The sequence below is a fragment of the Shewanella sp. KJ2020 genome, from assembly GCF_024197625.1.
Taxonomy (GTDB): Bacteria; Pseudomonadota; Gammaproteobacteria; order Enterobacterales; family Shewanellaceae; genus Shewanella.
The window spans coordinates 276,892-300,226 of the sequence record NZ_JAKUKD010000032.1; the positions used below are offsets into that span (position 1 = coordinate 276,892).

Below are 23,335 nucleotides of genomic sequence, written 5' to 3' on the forward strand. Positions count from 1 at the left end.
AGTTGACACTTTTAGGTGTGCTGCATAGAATGCGCCACGCAGTTGAGACACAGGCGAGCAAATGCTTGCAGTGCACTTAAATGTAGTTTGATAAGTTTGGGGCTATAGCTCAGCTGGGAGAGCGCTTGCATGGCATGCAAGAGGTCGACGGTTCGATCCCGTCTAGCTCCACCAAACTTACCGCCATATTAAGCGGGAATTCCTTTAAAAGAGGTTCAAATTAATATGTCCTTGTGTCCCCTTCGTCTAGAGGCCTAGGACACCGCCCTTTCACGGCGGTAACAGGGGTTCGAATCCCCTAGGGGATACCACTTATGTTTTAGAACATAGGGTTTCTAGCAAATAACTAACGGGTTGTTTGGTAAGAACAAATCTAAAATTATCCGATAGACTGAATATCAGTCACATCGAAAGGTTTTGGGGCTATAGCTCAGCTGGGAGAGCGCTTGCATGGCATGCAAGAGGTCGACGGTTCGATCCCGTCTAGCTCCACCAAATTCGCCATATTAAGCGAGAGCTTCTTTTAAAAGAGGTTCAAATTAATATGTCCTTGTGTCCCCTTCGTCTAGAGGCCTAGGACACCGCCCTTTCACGGCGGTAACAGGGGTTCGAATCCCCTAGGGGATACCACTTTCATCCCAAATAACTAACGAGTTGTTTGAGATAAATAGCAAGACCTCAGTTATGAGGAAAAACATAAGTCCTTGTGTCCCCTTCGTTTCTTAGAAGAGTGTGCCTAGGACACCGTAGATGTTAAGCGGGAATTTTTTGATATTAAAGAAAAGTTCAAATTAATATGTCCTTGTGTCCCCTTCGTCTAGAGGCCTAGGACACCGCCCTTTCACGGCGGTAACAGGGGTTCGAATCCCCTAGGGGATACCACTCTATCCCTAAAAGATAGAGTGCTTCACAAATAGCTAACGAGTTATTTGTGGGGTAAAAGTAATACCTCGGTGATGAGGTTAAATATCAGTCCTTGTGTCCCCTTCGTCTAGAGGCCTAGGACACCGCCCTTTCACGGCGGTAACAGGGGTTCGAATCCCCTAGGGGATACCACTTTCATCCCAAATGACTAACGAGTTGTTTGAGATAAAAAGCAAGACCTCAGTTATGAGGAAAAACATAAGTCCTTGTGTCTCCCTTCGTTCCTTAGAAGAGTGCGCCTAGGACACCGTAGATGTTAAACGGGAATTTTTTGATATTAAAGAAAAGTTCAAATTAATATGTCCTTGTGTCCCCTTCGTCTAGAGGCCTAGGACACCGCCCTTTCACGGCGGTAACAGGGGTTCGAATCCCCTAGGGGATACCACTTTCATCCCAAATGACTAACGAGTTATTTGAGGTAAATAGCAAGACCTCAGTGATGAGATTAAACATCAGTCCTTGTGTCCCCTTCGTCTAGAGGCCTAGGACACCGCCCTTTCACGGCGGTAACAGGGGTTCGAATCCCCTAGGGGATACCACTCTATCCCTAAAAGATAGAGTGCTTCACAAATAGCTAACGAGTTATTTGTGGGGTAAAAGTAATACCTCCGTGATGAGGTTAAACATCAGTCCTTGTGTCCCCTTCGTCTAGAGGCCTAGGACACCGCCCTTTCACGGCGGTAACAGGGGTTCGAATCCCCTAGGGGATACCACCTCAACTAAGGTTAATCGCTAGCGTTAGTTGAACACAATAAACCACCTAAAGGTGGTTTTTTTGTCTCTAAAATTCCTTATATTTGCACAAGCCACAAGCCACAAGCCACAAGCCACAAGCCACAAGCCACAAGCCACAAGCCACAAGCCACAAGCCACAAGCCACAAGCCACTACTCGTTGCTCATTCTACTTGCCCTTATGATCGACTTTCTCAGCTTTTATTGGGTGTATTAACTTGCTGGAGTCATATTGGATACCGTACTTGTCTTATGCCTGCTCATAGGTTAGCTCGCCTTTCGACTTGGTTGGCAACCGACAATTTAAAAGAGAGGGGATAATCACTCTGAGTTCGTTTAATGGTTGAAGTCATTACACTCTCCAAAATGAGTTTGAAAAGTGTCAACGCTTTTTAGGACGGGTCATAGGTAAATAAAAGGCGACTCAATGTCGCCTTTAAAATCAAAGTGCTAAGTAAAACTCAACACTATTCCACCCCTAAGAAACCACCAGTTTGGTGAGCCCATAGCTGCGCATAGATACCGCCTGCGGCAATCAGCTCTTGATGGGTGCCTTGCTCAACGATACGACCCTGATCCAGCACTATCAGTCTATCCATGGCGGCAATGGTCGAAAGTCGATGGGCTATAGCTATAACGGTTTTGCCTTGCATTAACTCATACAAACTTTCTTGAATGGCGGCTTCGACTTCAGAATCTAGTGCAGAAGTTGCTTCATCAAGCAATAAAATCGGCGCATTTTTTAACAACACCCGCGCGATCGCAATACGTTGCCTTTGCCCACCGGAGAGTTTTACTCCGCGTTCACCGACCTGTGCATCTAAGCCATGATTACCGTTGGGATCGGTGAGTTCATTAATAAAATCATGGGCCTGGGCCTGTTTAATTGCACAATTTAGCTGTTCATCGGTGGCATTAGGGTTGCCATAGAGAATATTTTCACGGATGGTGCGGTGCAAGAGTGAAGTGTCTTGGGTCACCATGCCGATTTGTGAGCGCAGAGAATCTTGCTTAACCGTTTTTATGTCTTGATCATCAATACTAATTTGACCATTTTCAACATCATAAAAACGCATTAATAGGTTAACTAGGGTCGATTTTCCTGCACCAGAGCGACCTACGAGTCCCACTTTCTCTCCGGCTTTAATCGTCAGATTAAGCTGATCAATTACCCCTGTTTGTTCACCGTAATGGAAGTCCACTTGGTTAAAATCAATTTTACCTTGGGTGACAGTGAGCTCTTTGGCATCGGGAGCGTCTTGAATAATCGTCGTTTTCGATAGGGTATTCATCCCATCGGTAACAGTGCCGATATTTTCAAATAACGAACTGATTTCCCACATGATCCACTGTGACATACCGTTTAAGCGTAGCGCTAAACTCACGGCAATGGCGATGGCTCCAACTGTAATGGCGCTATCAACCCATAGGGCAATTGAAACCGCTGCAATACTGAATGCCAGCAGGTAGTTGATCACTTGCACGCTAACACTTATTCCCGTCACTAAGCGCATTTGGCGATAAACCGTATCTAAAAAGCTATACATGCTTTCCTTTGCATAGTCGGCTTCTTTATCTGTATGGGCAAAGAGTTTCACAGTAGTGATATTGGTATAGCTATCGACAATACGCCCCGTCATGGTTGAGCGTGCATCCGCTTGTTCAGTGGAAACCGTTTTCAATCTAGGGACAAAATACCATTGCAGGCCAATGTAGAGCGCTAACCAGGCTAACATTGGCAGCACTAAACGCACATCCGCGCTGGCAATCATCACTAACATAGACGTGAAATACACTAAAATGTACACCAATACATCGAGCAGTTTCATCACAGTTTCACGCACGGCCAAAGACGTTTGCATCACTTTAGTGGCAATTCGGCCCGCGAAATCATTCTGATAGAAAGACACGCTCTGCTTAAGTAAATAACGATGGGCAAGCCAACGAATGGACATGGGATAATTGCCAAGCAAGGTTTGGTGCATGATGAGTGCGTGGAGTAATACCAACAATGGCATAACTATCATCACCATAACGCCCATCAATAGCAGGGTTGTGCCTTCATCTTGGAATAGGGTTTGGGGATTTTTATTCACTAACCAATCAACTAGTTGACCCATAAAGCCAAACAGCGAGACCTCAAGCATGGCCAGTAGTGCAGTAAGCACTGACATTAAGATCAATGGCAGCTCGTAGCCTTTAGTGTAATGGCGACAAAAAGCATAAATGCCCGTTGGGGGTTTAGTGGGCTCAACATCGGGTAGGGCTTCAACCCAAGATTCGAATCGTTTAAACATGAATTGGCTCTATGATTTAGGATAAAAAAGTAGACGTGCCTAGCATATAGGATATCGATCGTACGTGCCTTAATGATTCAGTTCCGTTTTCCGCTAGTCCAATAGGGTAGATTTACGTAAAGTATCCGACAAGCGATTAATTGTGAGCGAATATTGTCGAGCATACTGGGAATGAAGATAACAGATCAGCTAGAGTGCAATGCGGATAGTGGCGATGTGCAGTTAAAGGCGCATTCGGCACCTATTCACAGTGGACTCTCGTCTGCCATTTGTCGTGAGGCACGGCTGAGTCGTGACCCTCGTTTTGACGGAAAATTTTTTGTGGGTGTGTTAACCACGGGAATTTATTGTAGAAATGTGTGTCCGGCCGTAGCACCAAAGGAAGAAAATGTGCGCTATTTTGAGTCCCAGGTTAACGCGGCGCAGGCGGGATTACGCCCCTGTTTACGTTGTCGGCCCGACAGTGCGCCAGGTTCCAATCCATGGAAGGGGACAGGCACAACGCTCGATCGGGCGCTAGGGTTGATCGATGCCGGTCTGCTCTGCGGTGAGCAAGCATTAACGGTCGATGAGCTTGCCGACAAATTGGGGATCAGTAGTCGTTACCTCAATAAGCTTTTCAGCGAAGGTTTTGGCACTTCACCTAAACAATACGCGCTGTATCGCCAGTTGTTGTTTGCCAAACAACTCTTGCATCAAACCCAATTACCTATCACTCAGGTGGCGCTTGCGGCGGGATTTAACAGTATTCGCCGCTTTAATGAGGCGTTTCAACAAAGGTTGCAACTGACACCTACTCAGTTAAGAAAAGCATCACTGAAAAAAGTCTCTAAAATGAATGATATTGAAATTACTAATAAAAATAACAGCTTAAGTGCAACAGAGCCCTCCCATGGGCTCACTTTGTACCAATATTATCGCCCGCCCCTCGATTGGTCGGCGCAACTGGCTTTTTTCAAGCTGCGCGCCGTGGCTGGAATGGAATGGTTTACACCTCTGGACAAGTTAAATGATGGCACTGGGTTAGCGTCAGATGCTGCCTGCGAGGGTGAGGAAACTTCCCTTGAATATGGTCGCTGTATTGCCATTGGGAAAATGCGCGCTGTCGTGCAAATTGCCCACGAACCGTCATTACACAGATTCAAGCTGACCGTGATGTTGACCGCAGATTCCCCCTTAGAGATGTTACAAAAACTCATTATTGAAGTGCGGCGCATACTCGATCTCGACGCTGATATGCAGTTGATTGAGCAGAATTTACAGGCCCTGCCTCAGCTTAATTTAGTACCGTTTAGCGGACTGCGTATTCCGGGGGCAGGGTCCTTATTTGAGGCGGTTTGCCGGGCAATTTTAGGCCAGCAAGTGACAGTGGTTCAGGCGACTAAGCTACTTAATCAATTGGTTGAAGCCTATGGAGAGCGTTTTGAGTTAAATGGCCGTGAATATCGATTGTTTCCAACGCCTGAAACGATCCGTGGGGCGAGCTTGAGTGAACTCAAAATGCCGGGGGCGCGTAAACTGGCATTAACTGCATTAGCGGCTTTTATTTGTGATAACGCCGATGCAAGCATCGACGATTGGTTAAGTGTTAAAGGTATTGGTCCCTGGACAATTGCCTACGCTAAACTTCGAGGTCTAGGCGATCCCAATATCTTTTTGCATTCGGATCTTATCGTTAAAAAGCGGTTATTGGCGCACTATTTAGGCCTCTATAGCAAAGAGAGGCTTAATGCTTTAGGGAAAAATGCTTTAAAAACCCTTGATTATCCTCAATTATGTCAGCAGTTAGGGCGAGATATTGCCCCCTGGGGCAGTTATTTAACCTTCCAGTTATGGCATCAATCGTGACCCAATACCGTTTAACATTAAGAGGTTATCTATGTCTTATTTAACACATCAATTAAATGTCGCCCCGAGCAGGGCTGCATATTTCCCCTGCGTAGCACAGCAATTAGTGACGCCAGTCGGCGTTTTACAGCTTAATGCCAATCCCTATGGGATCAGTCATTTAACACTTGTTGGTTCGTCCCGAACCGACATTCCTTTAGCCAAGAGCACTGCTGATGAGCTCAATCGAGCTAAAGCCCATATTAACGAAGCTGTGGAGCAGCTTGAACAATATTTTGCGGGTAAGCGCCTTGGGTTTGAATTAGCCCTTGCCCCTAAGGGGACGGATTTTCAGCGCCAGGTTTGGCAAGCGTTGCTGGATGTTAATTATGGTCAGAGTTGCAGTTATTCCGACATTGCCGAGCAGATTGGCAGGCCAAAGGCCGTGCGTGCCGTCGGCGCGGCGAATGGGGCAAATCCCATCGCCATTATCGTGCCATGCCATAGGGTGATAGGGAAAAATGGCAAGTTAACCGGCTATGCCTATGGGCTGGAGATGAAACAACAGTTGTTAATGCTGGAATCGGCGAGCAAGCGCGCGAGTTTTACGCTAGAATAGCCGCCATATTTGTTATTGATGAGCTATTACCTTTTTTATGACCCAAGCTTCTTCCCCTGTGGCAAGCTTTGCCCAACTCGGTATTATTGCACCGCTCCATAATCGACTCACTGAGTTAGCTTATGTTTCCCCAACGCCAGTTCAAATGGCAACCATTCCTGCCGTGCTGGCGGGGCGCGATATCTTAGCGGGCGCGAATACGGGATCGGGTAAAACGGCGGCCTTTGCCGTACCTCTGCTACAGCAATTGGTTGAAGCTAAAACACTGGATAAATCTGGGTCTTACGTCCGTTGTTTAGTGCTGGTGCCCACGCGGGAACTTGCCCAGCAGGTTGCCGACAGTTTTTTATCCTATGCCTCCCATTTAAATGGCCAACTTAAGATAGTTGCCGCTTTTGGTGGCGTCTCTGTTAATGCGCAGATGCAAAGTTTACGTTCGGGGGCTGACGTATTAGTGGCGACACCGGGCCGATTGTTAGATCTGCTATCGAGCAATGCAATCAAGTTAAGCCGGGTGAGTGCCCTAGTGCTCGACGAAGCTGACCGCATGTTAAGCCTTGGTTTTACTGAAGAATTAACCCAAGTGCTCGACGCTTTACCGCCTAAGAAACAAACCTTGCTTTTCTCGGCGACATTCCCCGAAGAAGTGCGTGAGTTAACAGCAAAACTGCTTAACGATCCGCTTGAATACCAATTGCAAAGCGAGCAAGAAAGCACCATTGAACAGCGCGTTATCACAGTCAACCGTGAACAAAAAACGGCACTGTTGGCACATTTGATTAAACAGCACCAATGGTCACAGGCGCTAATTTTTGTCAGCGCTAAAAATACCTGTAATCACCTCGCACAAAAGCTGTCTAAACGGGGGATTAGTGCCGAGGTGTTCCATGGTGATAAAGCCCAAGGTGCGCGTACTCGTGTGCTCGATGGTTTTAAAAACGGTGAGATCAGCGTGTTAATTGCGACCGATATCGCAGCGCGCGGGATTGATATAGATAAACTCCCTGTCGTGATTAACTTCGATCTGCCAAGGAGTCCTGCTGACTATATGCATCGTATCGGCCGCAGCGGACGTGCTGGTGAAGCGGGTTTGGCGGTAACCTTGATTTCCCATGAGGATTATCACCATTTTGGCGTGATAGAGAAAAAGAACAAGCTCAAGTTAGCCCGTGAGCAGATAGCCGGTTTTGAAGCCGATGATGAGATGCCTGCAGCATTGTTAGAGCAAGGCACACCTGTCGCTAAGCCCGAAGGTACTGGTAAAAAAAAACGTAAACAGTTACCGACTGCCAATGTTGAATTTTGGGGCAAAAAATCTTAAGTCGTTGGGCGCGAGCTATGCTTAGCTTATCCTTATGCCCCTAGTCATCTTACTGGTGGAAGCAATATGCAGCATTTATTTTGGTTAATTGAAGGTAAGATCGCTGGCCGCAGCGGCCCAAATAAAGATCCTTGGGATTTGGCCGAGTTGAAGTCGGCAGGTATTGGTGCGGTACTGTCGGTTAATGGTGGGGAAGGGTGTGAGCCCGGTACGTTTAAGCACCATGGCCTAAGGTATGAATGTATCCCTTTCTCCCGAAATGTACCGCCACAGGAGGGCGATGTGACTATCTGTGTCGCTCAACTTCCTAAGGCATTGAGTTTTATTCGCCAGTGTGAGGAAGAGAATATTCCGGTCGTTATCCATTGCCGCTCGGGTAAGGATCGCACTGGACTCATTATGGCTTATTACCTGATGGCGAATGGCGCCGCGCCACTGCATGCGGTGAGCCAAGTACGCAGCATCCGCGATATCGCTTTTACGGCTGAAGGTTGGGATCAATTTGCCTTCGATGTGTTGTACGCATTACAAGATTGAGGCGCGGCATACTCGCCATAGACAAAGCTATTAATATGCAATAATTCAAACTATTAAATAATTCAAATATTAATAGTTTGATTCGTTTGACCTTAGTCATCAAATTTTTACTGTGTTAAGGTTATGCTATCCGTAGGTTGGTTTTAGTGAGTTATCTATTTAATTATGAAGAGTAAAGCCAGTCAGTCGCAGGGACTATTATTATTTCGGTTATCGCAGACACAGGTCTTCGCCTTAGGCACGCTTAAGGTGCGTGAATTAGTGCCCTATACACCGCTGAGTAAAATCCCCCAATCCCATCCGACCATTCTTGGGGCGGCGACGATCCGTGGCCATACCATTCCGGTTATCGATATGGCGGCGGCCATTGGCTATCGTCCGATAACGGATGAAGAGCGTAAGCATTGCTATATCATCATTACCGATTGCCAGCGCATGATTATCGGCTTTCTCGTGCGTGGTATAGATAAGATCATTGAGTGTAACTGGCGTGATATTGAGGCACCTTCTGCGAATTTAGGCAAAAATGCCTTCTTAACCGGGGTGACACGTTTTGAGGATCAGTTGGTGCAACTACTCGACGTGGAGTTATTGCTATCGAAAATCTTCCCCGATAATCCACAGGCCAATCGCGCGATCCTGACCGATGTGCAACGTGAAAAATTAAAACCGATGAATATTCTGCTGGTGGATGATTCTAAGGTTGCCCGTAAGCAGTTATCCGACGCTTTAGACACCATTAATATTCCTTACTTTGTCACCTCCGATGGTAAAGAGGCTCTGGCCATGATGGAGCAGGCTGCGGCCGAACATCATCCCATTGATATTTTAGTGAGTGACATCGAAATGCCTGGACTCGATGGTTATGAGTTGGCATTTGAGGTGCGCGATAATCCGCAAACGGCGAATGCTTATATTATCCTGCATACCTCTCTTTCCAGTGAGATCAGCGTCAGCCAGGCCCATCAAGTGGGTGCTAATGAAGCGCTGACTAAGTTTGATGCCCATGAGCTTATCGATGCCATGTTGCGTGGTGCCGATCTGGCGGCAAAAAAGCCTAAGTAGATTATTTTGTCTGTTTTTTGTTGGATAAGGGGATAAAGTTTGCTTATTTTCCTGCAAAACTAGACAAGTTCAACCACATCCTATAAAAACCTTATTGGCCTCAGATCCGAAGGCGTGGGTTGGGAACACTCGACCGAAATATAATAACGATAGGTTAAGTAATGAAACAAGAATCATCATTTCTAGCTAAGTTGGCTAATGGCAGTTTAGTGTTGCAAATTCTCGTGGGGATAGTGGCAGGTATTATCTTAGCCAGCTTTTCACAGGACTGGGCTAAGCAAGTTGCATTTTTAGGCAGTTTATTTGTGGGTGCGTTAAAGGCGATAGCACCTATTCTCGTGTTCATCCTAGTGGCATCCTCCATTGCCAATCAAAAGAAAAATACGCAAACCAATATGCGTCCCATCGTCGTGCTCTATTTATTTGGGACTTTTGCCGCCGCACTCATCGCCGTTATTCTTAGTAGCATTTTCCCCACCAATTTAGTCTTAGTGGCCGGAGTTGAAGGCACCAGTCCACCACAGGGAATTGGTGAGGTGATCAATACCTTGCTTTTTAAGCTGGTGGATAATCCTGTGAATGCGTTAATGACGGGCAACTATATTGGTATTTTGGCTTGGGGCGTGGGTTTAGGTCTGGCACTGCACCATGCGAATGATTCGACCAAGCAAGTATTTGCCGATATGAGCCATGGTATTTCACAAATGGTGCGCTTTATCATCCGTTTAGCACCAATCGGTATTTTTGGTTTAGTTGCGGCAACATTTGCCGAAACCGGTTTTGCTGCTATTGCGGGTTATGCGCAGCTACTGGCGGTATTATTGGGCGCTATGGCGATTATAGCTTTCATAGTTAATCCACTGATTGTGTATGTCAAAATTAAACGTAACCCTTATCCATTAGTACTACGTTGTCTGCGAGAAAGCGGAGTAACGGCCTTTTTTACCCGTTCGAGTGCGGCCAATATCCCGGTGAATATGGCGCTGTGTGAGAAGTTAAATCTGCATGAAGACACCTACTCAGTCTCCATCCCCTTAGGTGCCACCATCAATATGGCTGGCGCGGCGATCACTATTACCGTATTGACCCTTGCGGCAGCTCATACCTTAGGTATTCAAGTCGACTTGCTGACGGCATTACTATTAAGCGTGGTAGCCGCTATTTCAGCCTGTGGTGCGTCCGGCGTTGCGGGTGGGTCGTTACTGCTTATTCCTCTGGCCTGTAGCTTGTTTGGCATTTCTAACGATGTTGCCATGCAAGTGGTCGCGGTGGGCTTTATTATTGGTGTTGTCCAAGATGCCGCCGAAACGGCATTGAACAGCTCTACCGATGTGATTTTTACGGCTGCCGCTTGTGAAGCTGCTGAAAACAAAGCTAAACTTGGATAAAGTGTGCTGTTGTTAGTGTAAACAGAAAGCATCATAGAAGCAGTCACTTAGGTGGCTGCTTTTTTATGGGAGTAATTATGATCCTTTTTGATTTTAAAGCGTTAGATGCGGCAAAGCCTTGGTATGGTGTCAACGACACTGTGATGGGCGGTTTATCCCGCAGTAAGCTCACCATTTCCCCCTTAGGTTATGGTGTTTTTAGTGGCCATGTGTCCTTGGCGAATGGCGGTGGGTTTGCCTCGGTGCGCGCTGAGTTTAACGCTGTGGATGTGAGCGCGTTCACCGGGATTTACCTTGAACTCGATGGTGACCGAACTAAAAACTATAAAGTGAACTTAAAGGATGTGGATACTCCACAGAGCACAGTTTATCAGGCTCCTATGCAAGCACCGAGTCACCAAGCTTTTGGGATTAATGGCACAAGTGCGTTGCACTGGCAGCGTATTGAAATTCCCTTCAGTGACTTTTTGCCCCAATGCCGAGGCAAACCCATTGCCCGTGTGGCAATCGATTTGACGAGGCTATCGAGTTTAGGGTTAGTCATCGGGGCACAGCAAAGCGGTGATTTTGCTTTAAAAATTGAATCGATAGGCTGTTATGAGGGATAAGTAGCTACTTATCCCTTTGTGGAATTTGTGGTATCAGGACTGAGTGCTGACTATGCGCCGACTATGCCTAAGGGAGTGGCATATTGCCAAGCACCGCGGGTAAAGTCAGGGAAGTTGACTGAGTTACTGCGGTTATTCAGTGATTGCTCGCTTAGGATATTCACCACGGACCAAGATGCGCCATCGTACACATCCTGATCTAACGCTTCGCCGTTGCGCAGGCAATAAATCATCCGCCATAGCATCACAAAGTCCATGCCGCCGTGGCCGCCGTTGATTTCTGCTTCTTTCCCTATGCGCTGCCATAGTGGGTGATCGTATTTGTCATACCACTTTTGCATATCCATATCCCACTCGTGGTAACTCTTACCAAAACCGCCATGTTCGACGGCAATTCGATTCGGGAAACCTGCAAACACGCCATTGGTGCCTTGGATTAAATTGTGGCGACTGTAAGGTCTTGGAGTCGTAGTGTCATGTTGCACCATGATGGTCCGACCCTTAACGGTTTTAATTAGGCTAGTGCTCATATCGCCATTAATATATTTGAGCTGATTACGTTCATGATCGGCGGGGAATTCACTTTTAGCATAGAGTGCACGGCCAAGGGCAGGGGAACTCATCGAGGTTAAATAATCGAATCTGTCGCCGCGGTTGATATTCATATACTGGGACACAGGCCCTAAACCGTGGGTGGGATATAAATTACCGTTGCGTTTAGTATGCCAGTAGGTCCGCCATGAGCCGGTTTTATGGTCGATTTCCTTCATTTGCCAGCGCAGTTCGTGGATATAGGCGGCTTCGCCGTGGAGCAATTCACCAAACACGCCTTGGCGCACCATGTTGAGCACCATGAGTTCTTCGCGGCCGTAGTTGACGTTCTCCATCATCATGCAGTTTTTCTGGGTGCGTTCGGCGGTATCGACAATTTGCCAGCATTCCTCAACCGTGAGCGCCAGCGGTACTTCAACAAAGGCGTGTTTACCGCTCTCCATCGTCTCTATCGCCATAGGCGCATGCCATTCCCAGGGGGTAGAAATAATCACAATATCAATATCATCACGGCTTAACAGCTCGCGATAGCTCAGGCCATTACCCGTATAAACAGCGGGTTTTGGGCGATTTTGTTTAACGATATGATCTACAGCTCTATCAATAACCGCTTGGTGAGTATCGCAAATCGCTTTGAGTTCCACGCCCTCTAAATGGCAAAACTGTTCGACATGGCTAAAGCCCCGCTCGCCGACCCCGATAAAGCCAACTCGTACCACCTCCATCTTGGGCGCTATGAGACCGATAACCGATTTACCCGCTTGAGGTTTAGGGGCAACACTACTGGCGTTGGTATTGAGGGCAATATTGGCGGTGACGAGCCCTGCGGTGACGGCACCCGCGGCTTTAAGGAAATTGCGACGGTGAATATTATGCATAGGCTTCCTGCTTTATTTTTTGTTATTTGTAGGGATATTGATTGGTTATATCAGAAATAGGGTGGGAATTGGCAAGAAAAGATGTAACAAGCTCATTCATCCGAGCGGATAAGTCTTTTAGCTGCCTTTACTTTAGCGATAAGTAAATAGTGATAAAGATCGCGTTTTTATTTTCCGATTGAGCTACACTGCCGATTAATTGGTCTAGGGGATTTATCTTTTATATTTTAAATATTTAGCAAATTTTAATTAACTAAAAAATTACATTTGAGGTTGATTGGAGGGAATTTGCTGCTCTGGGGAGTAAAGCGTTAAATGGGTTCTATGCTTAATGTACTACCACAACTGACATTCACTTTAGGTGATTGGGTATTGCATAAGGATATCAGGATGTCTGGGATTGAAAAACGCCGTCGCCTTCATTGGCGGGAGACAGATATGCAAAATCGTGAAATTATAGGTCGTTGGTTAGATGAGCGTCCTCTATTAGGGGATAAGATCACTTTATATAAAGAAGACGAAAAGTATTTCTTAGAAACCTGGTTTAGCGATGGTTGCCATAGTTTAGATGAAGTCCGTATGACTGATCTGCCCGAAGGTCGCAAAGTCGAAGATGTGGGCGGCAATTTCTTTGGCGAATACTTTCTGGTGACACCTTCGTTGCAGCTACAATTTTGCAATGAACAGGGCTGTTACTTCCAAGTCGATAAATTAATGGCTGATATCGATTTTAATCAGCGCGTTGCTTAAAGCCGCTGCTTGCTAAGGGGCCGTATTAACTAGGCCCCTTAGGTTTGTACTATGGCTTATTCACTAAAAGGGGGTTTGCTGTAAAAACACATGGCCTTGCCAGAGTAGGGATGGCTAAAACATAAACTTTGGGCGTGTAGGCATAACCGCGGCCTAGCGCTGATAACCTCCGTATTGCCGTAAAACTCATCCCCTAAAATAGGATGCCCAAGGGCAAGCATATGCACACGTAACTGATGGGTGCGGCCTGTTTCCGGCGAAAGCTCGACTAAGGTGCTGTTTTCTCTGTGCTCTAATACTCGGTAATGGGTGAGGGCGCTCTTGCCGCCCGTTTCTCCCGTCTGCAGCACTTTCTGATAGGGCGGATGCTCAGTGTCCGGCGCAATGGGCAGATCGATCACTCCCTGTTGCTGCTGCACGTGTCCCATTACTTCGGCAATATAGATTTTCTGACTCTGTCTGTCTTGGAACTGAGTCTTTAAATGGGATTCGGCTTTTTTATTGCGGGCGAACACCATAATACCCGAGGTTGCGCAGTCGAGCCGGTGTACTAGAATCGTTTCAGGATAAAGGCTTTGTAAGCGGGTTAGCGCACAATCGAAGGTGTGGGCCGCTATCCCCGGATTAGACAATAAACCTGAGGGTTTATTGATGATTATCAAGTCTCTATCTTTATAGCGGATGTCTAGCCAAGGCACTGCTGGGGGCTGGTAATCAAATATCTGCATCTTGTCCTCTTCTTTGCGCGCCAATACTAGCAAAATATCAGTCACTAAGCAGTAGATTCTCTCTAGTGATACTGCGGCGGTATTAAAACTGTGCCAACCACAATCTGAATTTCATGCCCCAGGAAGACGTGGCTCCAGAGGTAACATAACGAATGTTACCTTGAGTATCGATAATATAAATGGCGGGAAACGCTATTGCACCCCAGTTGGCACTTTGTTCGCCGCTGTCATCGTTAAACACCGGGAAGTGATATTGATGTTCGTTCATATAGGTCTGAATATCGCTATCGCTGCCAGAAGCGGCTGCGACTGAAATCACCCGATGATCTTGAGCAACGGTTTCAACCATTGGTGAGGTGACTCGGCACACTGGGCACCAGGTTCCCCAAAAATACACTAACGTGGGCTCAGTCTTGGCGGCATTAAGCGCAAGCTGGCTACCATCAATGGTGATACCACTTAATGCTGGTGCTTGGCCTGTGATCATATCCCGTTGCAAATAGAGGCTAACGCCATAGAGTACCAGCGCCATGATGGCGAGATCCCTACACTGTTTGAGCCAAAATTGCGGACTGCGCAGCTTTTGGCGCCAACCTTGGGGATGAGATGGCTTGGCCGTTGGGTTTGTAGGCGTCACGGGAGTATTATCCTAGGTTTGTATACGTTATCGCAAAGCGGTGAGTTTAAGCTCCTAAGCTTAAAAAAGGATTGATAACTGAGTTAAGTCATTTGGTTAGAGCATTGTGCTAAATTATTACAGTCAATCAGTCGGGTAATTTATTCCGCTAACTCATTTGGTAAATAGTTAATCGGAGTTTTGCGGCTCCAAATACGGGTATAGGCCATCAATTGCGGATAAAAGGTGCGAAATGCGGTTTCTGTCTCAATCTGCATCTTGGCTAAAGTCTTTTCCGTCCCTTTAAACAAGGCGCTTTGTGGGTGATTCTTTGCCCTTTGTGTTAATGCCTGTTGTATGCCTTTAGGCGTAGCATAGCTGTTTAACCAATCCTCGCGGCGCATGTCGGCAACTAGGCTTAGGAGTGGCTGTGGATGGTAGGCATCGCTGGCCTGTGATGCAAAAATATCCAGCTCGTTGTAGGCTTTTAAACTAAAATTCTGTAGCGTCTCGGGATGGTATTCTTCCCAGTAGTAGGCTAAATAATGATCGAAGCTTACAAACATGAGATCCGCTGCTATGATTTTTAACTGCGCAGGAAATAACTCAAGTAATTCTTGGGTGAGTTCATGACTGGCACAAAGGGCATTTATTTCCTGACTTAGCCATAAGCCCTGGCGCAATGGTGCGGGTGCGTCGGCAATAGGTGCAGTAATATAGTTGCCGGCGAGATTTGCGGCGAGATGGGTTTTGCTAATATCGGCGAGATGTAAGTGCGTAAGAAGGTTCATTTTTTGTGCTTGGTTAATCGCGTCTACCCACGGTATCATGTGCGGGCGCGCTTAGGAAAGCGCAATAGGCAAAAATGCGGTGCTTTTTTATATTTAGTGAGCAAATTATTTAGCCAGATAGCTTAGCATTCCAATGTGGACACTGGAATTGCGTGGCTTGTTAATCTGGTATCAAACCAACAACCTTTTAGGATCATGGATGATGTGGAACTGGTTCATCAAAATGCTCGGTAAAGACGAGCGTTCCAAGCGCAAGAAAGTGCTTGTCGATATTCCCTATGAACAACACCGTTTTAGTCTGGATAATTTTGCTCGTCATCGAACTAAGTTCGACAACGACGATGCATTAGAATTGACGGGCTTAGATGATCAGAACTCAGCGCAAGAAGTGCATCTGGATAACAAGTAATCTTGATATTCTTGGCCTCTAACCATAGACTAGCCGCCGTTCTAAGCTATGTAGAGGCCAATCCATGCGTGTTGCAGACTTTTCCTTCGATCTTCCCGATGAGCTGATCGCTCGTTATCCTATGGCGCAGCGTAATGCGTCACGTCTGTTAACCTTAGATGGCAACACCGGTGCGCTCGCTGATAAACAGTTTACCGATCTGCTGGGAATGATAAATCCCGGCGATTTAATGGTGTTCAATAATACCCGAGTCATCCCTGCGCGCCTGTTCGGCCAAAAAGCCAGCGGCGGCAAATTAGAGATTTTAGTTGAGCGTATGCTCGATGATAAGCGCATCCTCGCCCATGTCCGCAGCTCTAAATCCCCTAAAGTGGATTCGTTAATTCTGCTCGATGGCGGTTATCAAATGAAGATGCTCGCCCGTCACGATACCTTGTTTGAACTTGAGTTGTTATCCGAGTTGACCATTCTAGAAGTGCTCGAAGCGGTCGGGCATATGCCTCTACCGCCTTATATTGATAGACCCGATGAAGATGCCGATAAAGAGCGTTATCAAACGGTATATAACCAAAACCCGGGGGCGGTCGCCGCGCCAACGGCAGGATTACACTTTGACGATGCCATGCTCGAGGCGTTAAAAGCCAAGGGGGTGAATATTGCCTTTGTGACCTTGCATGTGGGTGCTGGTACTTTCCAACCCGTGCGCGTCGATACCATTCTTGAACACAAGATGCATTCAGAGTGGGCCAATGTGCCGCAGGATGTGGTGGATTTAATTGCTAAAACCAAAGCGGTGGGTAAACGTGTGGTTGCCGTTGGTACGACGTCGGTGCGCTCCTTAGAGAGTGCGGCGCGCGCCAGCCAGGGTGAGCTTAAAGCCTTTAGTGGCGATACCGATATCTTTATTTATCCTGGTTATCAATTCCAAGTGGTCGATGCCATGGTGACAAACTTTCATCTACCTGAATCGACGCTGATCATGCTAGTCAGTGCCTTTGCGGGTTTTGACCATGTGATGACGGCTTATCGCCATGCCATCACGGAAAAATATCGCTTTTTTAGCTATGGCGATGCCATGTTTGTGACGAAAAAAGCCCACTAGAGCAAGATTTTGTTTTAAAATGGCCGCCCAAATTGCGTTGTGCGGCATTTTTTTACCCTTAAAGGTTGAACCTTTTAGGGCGGTCCCCATCTCTATTGTTAATCAAAATGGCATTAGCCATTAAAAATGTAGTCAGACTGTTTATCTGGCGAGGTGAATTATGAAATTTGAATTAGATACTACCGACGGCCGTGCGCGCCGTGGTCGGTTGATTTTTGACCGTGGCACAGTAGAAACCCCCGCATTTATGCCTGTAGGTACTTACGGCACGGTAAAGGGGATGACGCCAGAAGAAGTGCGTGCCACTGGCGCCGATATTCTGCTCGGTAACACTTTCCATTTATGGTTGCGTCCAGGCGAAGAAATCATGCGTAAGCACGGTGACTTACATGATTTTATGAACTGGCAGCGCCCCATTTTAACTGACTCGGGCGGTTTCCAAGTCTTTAGTCTTGGTGATATTCGTAAAATTACCGAAGAAGGTGTGCATTTCCGCTCGCCCATCAATGGTGAGAAAATCTTCTTAGATCCTGAAAAATCAATGCAAATTCAAGATGCATTGGGCAGTGATGTGGTGATGATTTTTGACGAATGTACCCCGTATCCTGCGACTGAAGATGAAGCGCGCAAGTCCATGCAGATGTCACTGCGCTGGGCTAAACGTTCCCGTGACGAATTTGACCGTCTGGAAAACCCCAATTCTTTATTTGGCATTATCCAGGGTGGTGTGTATGAAGATTTACGCGACGAAAGCTTAAAAGGCTTAGTCGATATAGGTTTCGACGGTTACGCCGTCGGTGGTTTGGCCGTAGGAGAGCCAAAGGAAGATATGCACCGCATTCTTGAGCATATCTGCCCGCAAATTCCTGCGGATAAACCTCGCTATCTGATGGGGGTCGGTAAACCAGAGGATTTAGTTGAAGGTGTGCGCCGCGGTATCGATATGTTTGATTGTGTGATGCCAACCCGTAACGCCCGCAACGGTCATCTGTTTACCAGTGAAGGCGTGATTAAGATCCGCAATGCGCGGCATCGTGATGACACTTCACCGCTCGATCCTAAGTGTGATTGTTATACCTGTAAAAACTATTCACGGGCATACCTTTACCACTTAGATCGTTGTAATGAGATTCTGGGTGCGCGTTTAAACACCATTCACAACTTGAGATACTATCAAATGTTAATGGAAGGTTTGCGTGGTGCGATTGAGACAGGTACATTAGACGCCTTTGTGAAGGACTTCTATACCAGTCAAGGTCGTGAAGTACCAGAGTTAGTTGATTGATTTTTTGCTAATAAGAAGAGAAAACTATGTTTATTTCAAATGCATATGCAAGCGCAGCTGGTGCACCACAGGGTGGCGGTACTATGGAACTGATTTTCATGCTGGCGATTTTCGGCTTGATTTTCTATTTCATGATTTTCCGTCCGCAATCAAAACGCGTTAAAGAGCACAAAAATCTAATGTCATCATTAGGTAAAGGTGATGAAGTGCTGACCAGCGGCGGAATTTTAGGCAAGATTGCAAAAATCAGTGATGAAAGTGATTACGTGTTACTGAGCTTAAACGACACGACCCAAATCACGATCAAAAAAGACTATATTGCAGCTGTATTGCCTAAGGGCTCTATCCAGTCGTTGTAAGCCAAGAGGGCTCAGGCGTGTTAAATAAATACCCAATGTGGAAAAACATTATGGTGATGCTCGTCATCTCCATAGGTTGTTTCTATGCCGTACCTAACCTGTTTGGTGAGGATCATGCGGTGCAAGTGGTGGCGACTCGAGGTGCTGAAGTCACAGCATCTACCCAAGCCAGTGTGAACGAACTGTTAGTCAGTAAGGGCATTGCGGTAAAGCGCTCTGAGCTTGAAAAAGGTCAGTTGTTGATCCGTTTGCAAAACGCGGGTCAACAGCTACTGGCTAAAGAAGTGATTGCCGAAAGTTTAGGTGACAAGTTTACCGTGGCACTTAACTTAGCTCCTGCAACGCCTAAATGGCTCGAATCCATGGGCGGCACCCCAATGAAACTCGGTCTTGACCTTCGCGGCGGTGTGCATTTCCTGATGGAAGTGGACATGGGCGAAGCCATCCGCAAGATGGAAGAAGCCAAGGTTGCTGATTTCCGTTCACAGCTTCGTGAAGAAAAAATTCGCTATGCTGGTATCCGTGTTAATGCCACTGGGATTGAAATTAAATTCCGTGATGCTGAAAGTGTAGCCAGTGCCGAACGTTTCTTAAAATCTCGCAGTAACGATATGGTGTTCAGTGATGTGAGCAAAGGTGAAGATTTCGCCCTGCAAGCGGTGATGAGCGAAGCCTATCTCAAGCAGGTTAAAGAAGAAGCACTGCAACAAAACATTACTACCATTCGCAATCGGGTAAATGAGCTAGGGGTATCTGAGCCTGTGGTACAACGCCAAGGTGCCGAGCGCATTATCGTTGAGTTGCCAGGGGTGCAAGATACGGCTCGCGCTAAGGAAATCTTAGGGGCTACCGCATCGATTGAATTCCACATGGTGGATGACAAGGCCGATCCGAATGCGGCACAGTCAGGACGCCTATCTGCGGGGTCTGAGGTGTATCAGCGCCGCGAAGGTGGCACTGTGATATTGAAGAAAGAGGTGATGCTGACCGGGGACCATATTACCGGCGCGCAACCTAGCTTTGACCAATACAGCCGTCCGCAGGTGAGCATTAACTTAGATGCTAAAGGTGGCACCATTTTCTCTGACGTGACCAAAGACAATATAGGCAAGCCTATGGCGACTTTGTTCATCGAATATAAAGACAGTGGTGAGCGCAATGCCGATGGCAGCGTGAAGATGCTGAAAATCGAAGAAGTGATTTCGGTGGCGACCATTCAAGCACGTTTAGGTCGTAACTTTGTGATCACTGGCTTAAGCCATGGTGAAGCGCAAAATCTTGCACTTTTACTTCGTGCTGGTGCACTTATCGCACCTGTGACTATTGTTGAAGAAAGGACTATTGGCCCAAGCCTTGGGGCTGAAAATATCAATAGCGGTATCAAAGCCATGCTCTGGAGTATGGGAGCTGTCGTGCTCTTTATGGTGATTTACTACCGTGCTTTTGGTTTAATTGCCAATATAGCCTTGACCATGAACCTTGTGATGATTGTAGGGGTGATGTCAATGATCCCTGGCGCGGTTCTTACCTTGCCAGGTATTGCTGGTATGGTATTAACGATTGGTATGGCTGTTGATGGTAACGTGTTGATCTATGAGCGTATCCGTGAAGAACTTCGAGCCGGACGCAGTGTGCAGCAGGCGATTCAAGAAGGTTATGGTAATGCCTTTTCATCTATTGCTGATTCTAACATCACTACCTTTATCACCGCGCTAATCCTTTTTGCAGTCGGTACTGGTGCGGTTAAAGGTTTTGCTGTGACCCTGATGATAGGTATTGCGACTTCCATGTTTACCGCAATTGTTGGAACCCGAGCGATAGTGAATGCGGTTTGGGGTGGCAAGCGCGTTCAGAATCTGTCGATATAAGGAAGCTTTAATCATGTTAGAGATCTTATCTTTAAAACGAACGGTAAACTTCCTTAAGCATGCATTACCGGTCAGTATCATGTCAGCCGTGTTAGTGCTTTGCTCCATCGTTCTACTGGCGACTAAAGGTCTGAATTGGGGCTTAGATTTTACTGGTGGTACTGTGGTGGAAATGTCATTTTCTACCCCAGTTGACTTAAATAAATTTCGTTCCCAGTTAATAACACCTGAAACCAGTAGTGCTGTGGTGCAAAATTATGGTTCGAGCCGTGATGTGTTAGTGCGCCTTCCTGTGAAAGAAGGGATTGGCAGTGATGTTCAAGTTGCTGATGTCATTAATTTTGCCAAGCTATTAGATCCTAATGTTGTGCAAAAACGAGTTGAGTTTGTTGGGCCACAAGTAGGTAAAGAACTGGCAGAACAAGGCGGTTTAGCAGTTTTAGTCGCGTTAATATGCATCATGATCTACATCGCATTCCGCTTTGAGTGGCGTTTTGCCACCGGAGCCGTCGCAGCGTTAGCCCATGATGTAATTGTGACTTTAGGTGTGTTTTCACTCTTGCAAATGGAGTTTGATTTAACTGTGTTAGCCGGGGTATTAACCGTGGTTGGTTATTCGTTAAACGATACTATTGTAGTGTTTGACCGAGTACGTGAAAACTTTCTGAAAATGAGAAAAAGTGAGCCTGAAGAGGTTGTCAACGTCTCTATTACCCAAACAATGAGCCGTACCATTATTACTATGGGGACTACTTTAGTTGTGGTGGTCGCGCTGTTCTTAAGTGGTGGTTCAATGATCCATGGTTTTGCGGCGGCACTATTACTGGGTATTAGTGTGGGTACTTATTCTTCGGTTTATGTTGCAACTTATCTTGCCATTAAACTGGGTATCAAGCGTGAACACATGATGCCAGTTGAAATTGAGAAAGAAGGTGCTGACCAACCTTCTATGATGCCTTAACTGTGATATTAACGTTAAAAAGCCACCGACAAGGTGGCTTTTTTTTTGCTTCAATTTTGAGCCGCATCCAACATTCTGCTAGCAAACTCACAAAGTTATAGTCACTAATGCTGTAAAAGGTAAATGTTAACTAGATTAACAACTGGTGTAAAAAACAGCGCTCGACAGGCTCAAGTATTTAGCAGTAGGATGTCGGCAACCCCATATTCTAGAGAGTTGTAGCCGTAGGATGTCGCATGGTAGAACGTAAGAATTTAGTCGCTGGTGGTAATTTATTGCAGGCCCACACATGGAAAGGGTTGTTAGAGGCCTGTGGTATTCATGTCGAGTTACGTGGTGAGGCATTATTAGGTGGTGTGGGGGAATTACCCGCTGATCTGCACAATGTGGAACTATGGGTCGCTGAGTCACAATTGGCCAAAGCACAGGCGCAGCTAAGTGCCTTGGATGTGGTCAGCCCCCAGTGGCAATGTGTACAATGCCATGAGCTTAACGAAGGCAATTTTGAGTTATGCTGGCAATGCAGCTCTGAGCGTAGCGAGAGCCATAATTAACCCCAGTTATTTATCGAGTCGATGAACCTGTGGTGGTTATCTATATGCGGGAAGAGCGGCTTGCTGATCATTTGTCTGGGGCTAAGCATATGAATCGCGGTATGATTAACTTGAACATAGAGGAGAGTCGGTATCCCGATTAAAATATGCCTCGGTTGTTTAAGATTAAGATCATGACGGATTTAGGATCCCATTAATGCAATATTTCCCCTTGTTTATCGATACCGTTAATCTCAATGTGTTGCTCGTTGGGGCGGGAGATGTCGCCAGTCGTAAGCTGGCACTATTGACGCGAACCGAGGCGAATATCCATGTGATCGCGCCGCAAGTGAATACCGAAGTACGGCATTATGCCGATGCGGGCCGCATTTTGTTATCCGTACGGGAAGTGGTTCATGCCGATATTCAAAATTACGATCTAGTGTATCTTGCCACCGCAAACGATGACCTTAATGCCGAGTTGGCGACCCTCGCCACCGCGCGGGGAATTTGGGTGAATGCGGTTGATAATCCTGCCTTTTGCCGCTTTATCACACCTTCTATTGTCGATCGTGGCCGCTTAGTGGTGGCGATCAGTACCGCGGGTGCAGCGCCAGTATTTGCTCGCACGATTCGCTCTCGTCTAGAGGCTAGCCTGCCGCAATCCCTTAAACCTTTGTTTGACTTTGTCGCCGATAGACGCGTTGAAGTGCAAGATAAACTCGATTCTACCTCTAAGCGTCGCTTATTTTGGGAGCGTTTTTTCGATACCAATGGCGACCGTTTCGATAACCGTACCTTAGAGCATTACCAGAATGCCTTTGATAGCCTAGTGAGTCGCGGCGAGATCCTGTTGCTCGACGATTCGACCCAAGTGGATTTATTACCACTTGCGGCTATGCCCTTATTGCAGCGTCTCGATTGCATTTATAGTCAGGATAAATTGAGTACAGAACTCACTGAGATGGTGCGCCGGGATGCCAACCGCGCTGAATTGCCCGCCCTTAGCGAAGTGAGCAAAGCGTATGATCAGGGGATGCGTTTGTTACTGGTAGCCGATACGCCCAAAATTAATCAGTTAAAAGCCCATTTTCCGATGGCTAAGCATTTACGCCCCGGCGCGATTTAAATTCTATTTCATTGGGCATAGCCTATTGTTCGTTTGAGCTGAGGGCGAGTCTGGG

At 46.7% G+C, this 23,335-nt stretch carries 21 protein-coding genes and 9 tRNA genes; 25 read left to right on the plus strand and 5 right to left on the minus strand.

Features of this window, described 5'->3' with window-relative positions; translation table 11 throughout:
• Window positions 1-98 precede the first annotated feature (98 nt).
• The 9 genes from MJO46_RS19190 to MJO46_RS19230 all read left to right on the plus strand — a co-directional run bounded on the left by MJO46_RS19190 (window position 99) and on the right by MJO46_RS19230 (window position 1,637).
• Window positions 99-174, plus strand: a tRNA-Ala gene (locus MJO46_RS19190).
• Window positions 175-235: 61 nt separating this feature from the next.
• Window positions 236-311 (plus strand) — tRNA-Glu (locus tag MJO46_RS19195).
• 108 nt (window positions 312-419) lie between these two features.
• A tRNA-Ala gene (locus MJO46_RS19200) sits at window positions 420-495 on the plus strand.
• 59 nt (window positions 496-554) lie between these two features.
• Window positions 555-630, plus strand: a tRNA-Glu gene (locus MJO46_RS19205).
• 176 nt (window positions 631-806) lie between these two features.
• Window positions 807-882, plus strand: a tRNA-Glu gene (locus tag MJO46_RS19210).
• 98 nt (window positions 883-980) lie between these two features.
• Window positions 981-1,056, plus strand: a tRNA-Glu gene (locus tag MJO46_RS19215).
• Window positions 1,057-1,233: 177 nt separating this feature from the next.
• Window positions 1,234-1,309 (plus strand) — tRNA-Glu (locus MJO46_RS19220).
• Between the two features lie 78 nt (window positions 1,310-1,387).
• Window positions 1,388-1,463: transfer RNA gene (locus MJO46_RS19225), tRNA-Glu, on the plus strand.
• Window positions 1,464-1,561: 98 nt separating this feature from the next.
• Window positions 1,562-1,637 (plus strand) — tRNA-Glu (locus MJO46_RS19230).
• Window positions 1,638-2,124: 487 nt separating this feature from the next.
• Here the strand turns inward: MJO46_RS19230 and MJO46_RS19235 are convergent.
• Window positions 2,125-3,954 (minus strand): ABC transporter ATP-binding protein, encoded by a 1,830-nt coding sequence (locus MJO46_RS19235; protein WP_253990692.1) that lies wholly within the window; start codon window positions 3,952-3,954, stop codon window positions 2,125-2,127.
• A 171-nt stretch (window positions 3,955-4,125) separates the two neighbouring features.
• On the opposite strand from MJO46_RS19235, the gene MJO46_RS19240 reads away from it, so the two are divergent.
• The 7 genes from MJO46_RS19240 (at window position 4,126) to MJO46_RS19270 (ending at window position 11,319) form a co-directional block, all read left to right on the plus strand.
• Window positions 4,126-5,802: a DNA-3-methyladenine glycosylase 2 family protein gene (locus tag MJO46_RS19240; protein WP_253990693.1), complete on the plus strand. Its 1,677-nt coding sequence runs from the start codon at window positions 4,126-4,128 to the stop codon at window positions 5,800-5,802.
• Between the two features lie 31 nt (window positions 5,803-5,833).
• Window positions 5,834-6,400 (plus strand): methylated-DNA--[protein]-cysteine S-methyltransferase, encoded by a 567-nt coding sequence (locus tag MJO46_RS19245; RefSeq protein WP_253990694.1) that lies wholly within the window; start codon window positions 5,834-5,836, stop codon window positions 6,398-6,400.
• Between the two features lie 37 nt (window positions 6,401-6,437).
• Window positions 6,438-7,721: a DEAD/DEAH box helicase gene (locus tag MJO46_RS19250; RefSeq protein WP_253990695.1), complete on the plus strand. Its 1,284-nt coding sequence runs from the start codon at window positions 6,438-6,440 to the stop codon at window positions 7,719-7,721.
• 66 nt (window positions 7,722-7,787) lie between these two features.
• The gene (locus tag MJO46_RS19255) at window positions 7,788-8,258 is read left to right on the plus strand and encodes a dual specificity protein phosphatase family protein (protein WP_253990696.1); all 471 of its coding nucleotides are present in this window, start codon (window positions 7,788-7,790) and stop codon (window positions 8,256-8,258) included.
• A 165-nt stretch (window positions 8,259-8,423) separates the two neighbouring features.
• Complete coding sequence (locus MJO46_RS19260; protein WP_253990697.1) at window positions 8,424-9,323, plus strand: chemotaxis protein CheV; 900 nt, start codon at window positions 8,424-8,426, stop codon at window positions 9,321-9,323.
• Window positions 9,324-9,484: 161 nt separating this feature from the next.
• Window positions 9,485-10,711: a serine/threonine transporter SstT gene (sstT, locus tag MJO46_RS19265; RefSeq protein WP_253990698.1), complete on the plus strand. Its 1,227-nt coding sequence runs from the start codon at window positions 9,485-9,487 to the stop codon at window positions 10,709-10,711.
• A 77-nt stretch (window positions 10,712-10,788) separates the two neighbouring features.
• Entirely contained in the window at window positions 10,789-11,319 is a 531-nt protein-coding gene (locus MJO46_RS19270) for a CIA30 family protein (RefSeq protein ID WP_253990699.1), read from the plus strand.
• A gap of 50 nt (window positions 11,320-11,369) precedes the next feature.
• Here MJO46_RS19270 and MJO46_RS19275 read toward each other — a convergent pair whose 3' ends face one another.
• Window positions 11,370-12,749 (minus strand): Gfo/Idh/MocA family oxidoreductase, encoded by a 1,380-nt coding sequence (locus tag MJO46_RS19275; RefSeq protein WP_253990700.1) that lies wholly within the window; start codon window positions 12,747-12,749, stop codon window positions 11,370-11,372.
• 315 nt (window positions 12,750-13,064) lie between these two features.
• Between MJO46_RS19275 and MJO46_RS19280 the strand changes: the two genes are divergently transcribed.
• On the plus strand, window positions 13,065-13,499 hold the full coding sequence (locus MJO46_RS19280) for a hypothetical protein (RefSeq protein WP_253990701.1): 435 nt from the start codon (window positions 13,065-13,067) through the stop codon (window positions 13,497-13,499).
• A 56-nt stretch (window positions 13,500-13,555) separates the two neighbouring features.
• Here the strand turns inward: MJO46_RS19280 and MJO46_RS19285 are convergent, their stop codons facing one another.
• From MJO46_RS19285 to MJO46_RS19295, 3 genes are all read right to left on the minus strand, one after another.
• The gene (locus MJO46_RS19285; RefSeq protein WP_367880940.1) at window positions 13,556-14,272 is read right to left on the minus strand and encodes an RluA family pseudouridine synthase; all 717 of its coding nucleotides are present in this window, start codon (window positions 14,270-14,272) and stop codon (window positions 13,556-13,558) included.
• 37 nt (window positions 14,273-14,309) lie between these two features.
• Window positions 14,310-14,864 carry a protein disulfide oxidoreductase gene (locus MJO46_RS19290; RefSeq protein WP_253990703.1) on the minus strand — a complete coding sequence of 185 codons (555 nt, stop codon included), beginning with the start codon at window positions 14,862-14,864 and terminating at the stop codon, window positions 14,310-14,312.
• A 140-nt stretch (window positions 14,865-15,004) separates the two neighbouring features.
• Window positions 15,005-15,634: an acyl carrier protein phosphodiesterase gene (locus MJO46_RS19295; protein ID WP_253990704.1), complete on the minus strand. Its 630-nt coding sequence runs from the start codon at window positions 15,632-15,634 to the stop codon at window positions 15,005-15,007.
• Between the two features lie 199 nt (window positions 15,635-15,833).
• Here MJO46_RS19295 and MJO46_RS19300 point away from each other — a divergent pair, with 199 nt between their 5' ends.
• The 8 genes from MJO46_RS19300 (at window position 15,834) to MJO46_RS19335 (ending at window position 23,280) form a co-directional block, all read left to right on the plus strand.
• Window positions 15,834-16,043 carry a hypothetical protein gene (locus MJO46_RS19300; protein WP_253990705.1) on the plus strand — a complete coding sequence of 70 codons (210 nt, stop codon included), beginning with the start codon at window positions 15,834-15,836 and terminating at the stop codon, window positions 16,041-16,043.
• A 64-nt stretch (window positions 16,044-16,107) separates the two neighbouring features.
• Window positions 16,108-17,145 (plus strand): tRNA preQ1(34) S-adenosylmethionine ribosyltransferase-isomerase QueA, encoded by a 1,038-nt coding sequence (queA, locus tag MJO46_RS19305; protein WP_253990706.1) that lies wholly within the window; start codon window positions 16,108-16,110, stop codon window positions 17,143-17,145.
• 160 nt (window positions 17,146-17,305) lie between these two features.
• Window positions 17,306-18,430, plus strand: a complete 1,125-nt coding sequence (tgt, locus tag MJO46_RS19310; protein ID WP_253990707.1) for a tRNA guanosine(34) transglycosylase Tgt — start codon at window positions 17,306-17,308, stop codon at window positions 18,428-18,430.
• 26 nt (window positions 18,431-18,456) lie between these two features.
• On the plus strand, window positions 18,457-18,789 hold the full coding sequence (gene yajC / locus MJO46_RS19315) for a preprotein translocase subunit YajC (protein WP_007649452.1): 333 nt from the start codon (window positions 18,457-18,459) through the stop codon (window positions 18,787-18,789).
• A gap of 17 nt (window positions 18,790-18,806) precedes the next feature.
• Window positions 18,807-20,657 (plus strand): protein translocase subunit SecD, encoded by a 1,851-nt coding sequence (gene secD, locus MJO46_RS19320; RefSeq protein ID WP_253990708.1) that lies wholly within the window; start codon window positions 18,807-18,809, stop codon window positions 20,655-20,657.
• Between the two features lie 13 nt (window positions 20,658-20,670).
• Entirely contained in the window at window positions 20,671-21,618 is a 948-nt protein-coding gene (gene secF / locus MJO46_RS19325) for a protein translocase subunit SecF (protein WP_253990709.1), read from the plus strand.
• Between the two features lie 236 nt (window positions 21,619-21,854).
• Entirely contained in the window at window positions 21,855-22,172 is a 318-nt protein-coding gene (locus tag MJO46_RS19330; RefSeq protein ID WP_253990710.1) for a DUF2007 domain-containing protein, read from the plus strand.
• A gap of 196 nt (window positions 22,173-22,368) precedes the next feature.
• The gene (locus MJO46_RS19335; RefSeq protein WP_253990711.1) at window positions 22,369-23,280 is read left to right on the plus strand and encodes a bifunctional precorrin-2 dehydrogenase/sirohydrochlorin ferrochelatase; all 912 of its coding nucleotides are present in this window, start codon (window positions 22,369-22,371) and stop codon (window positions 23,278-23,280) included.
• Window positions 23,281-23,335: the final 55 nt, after the last annotated feature.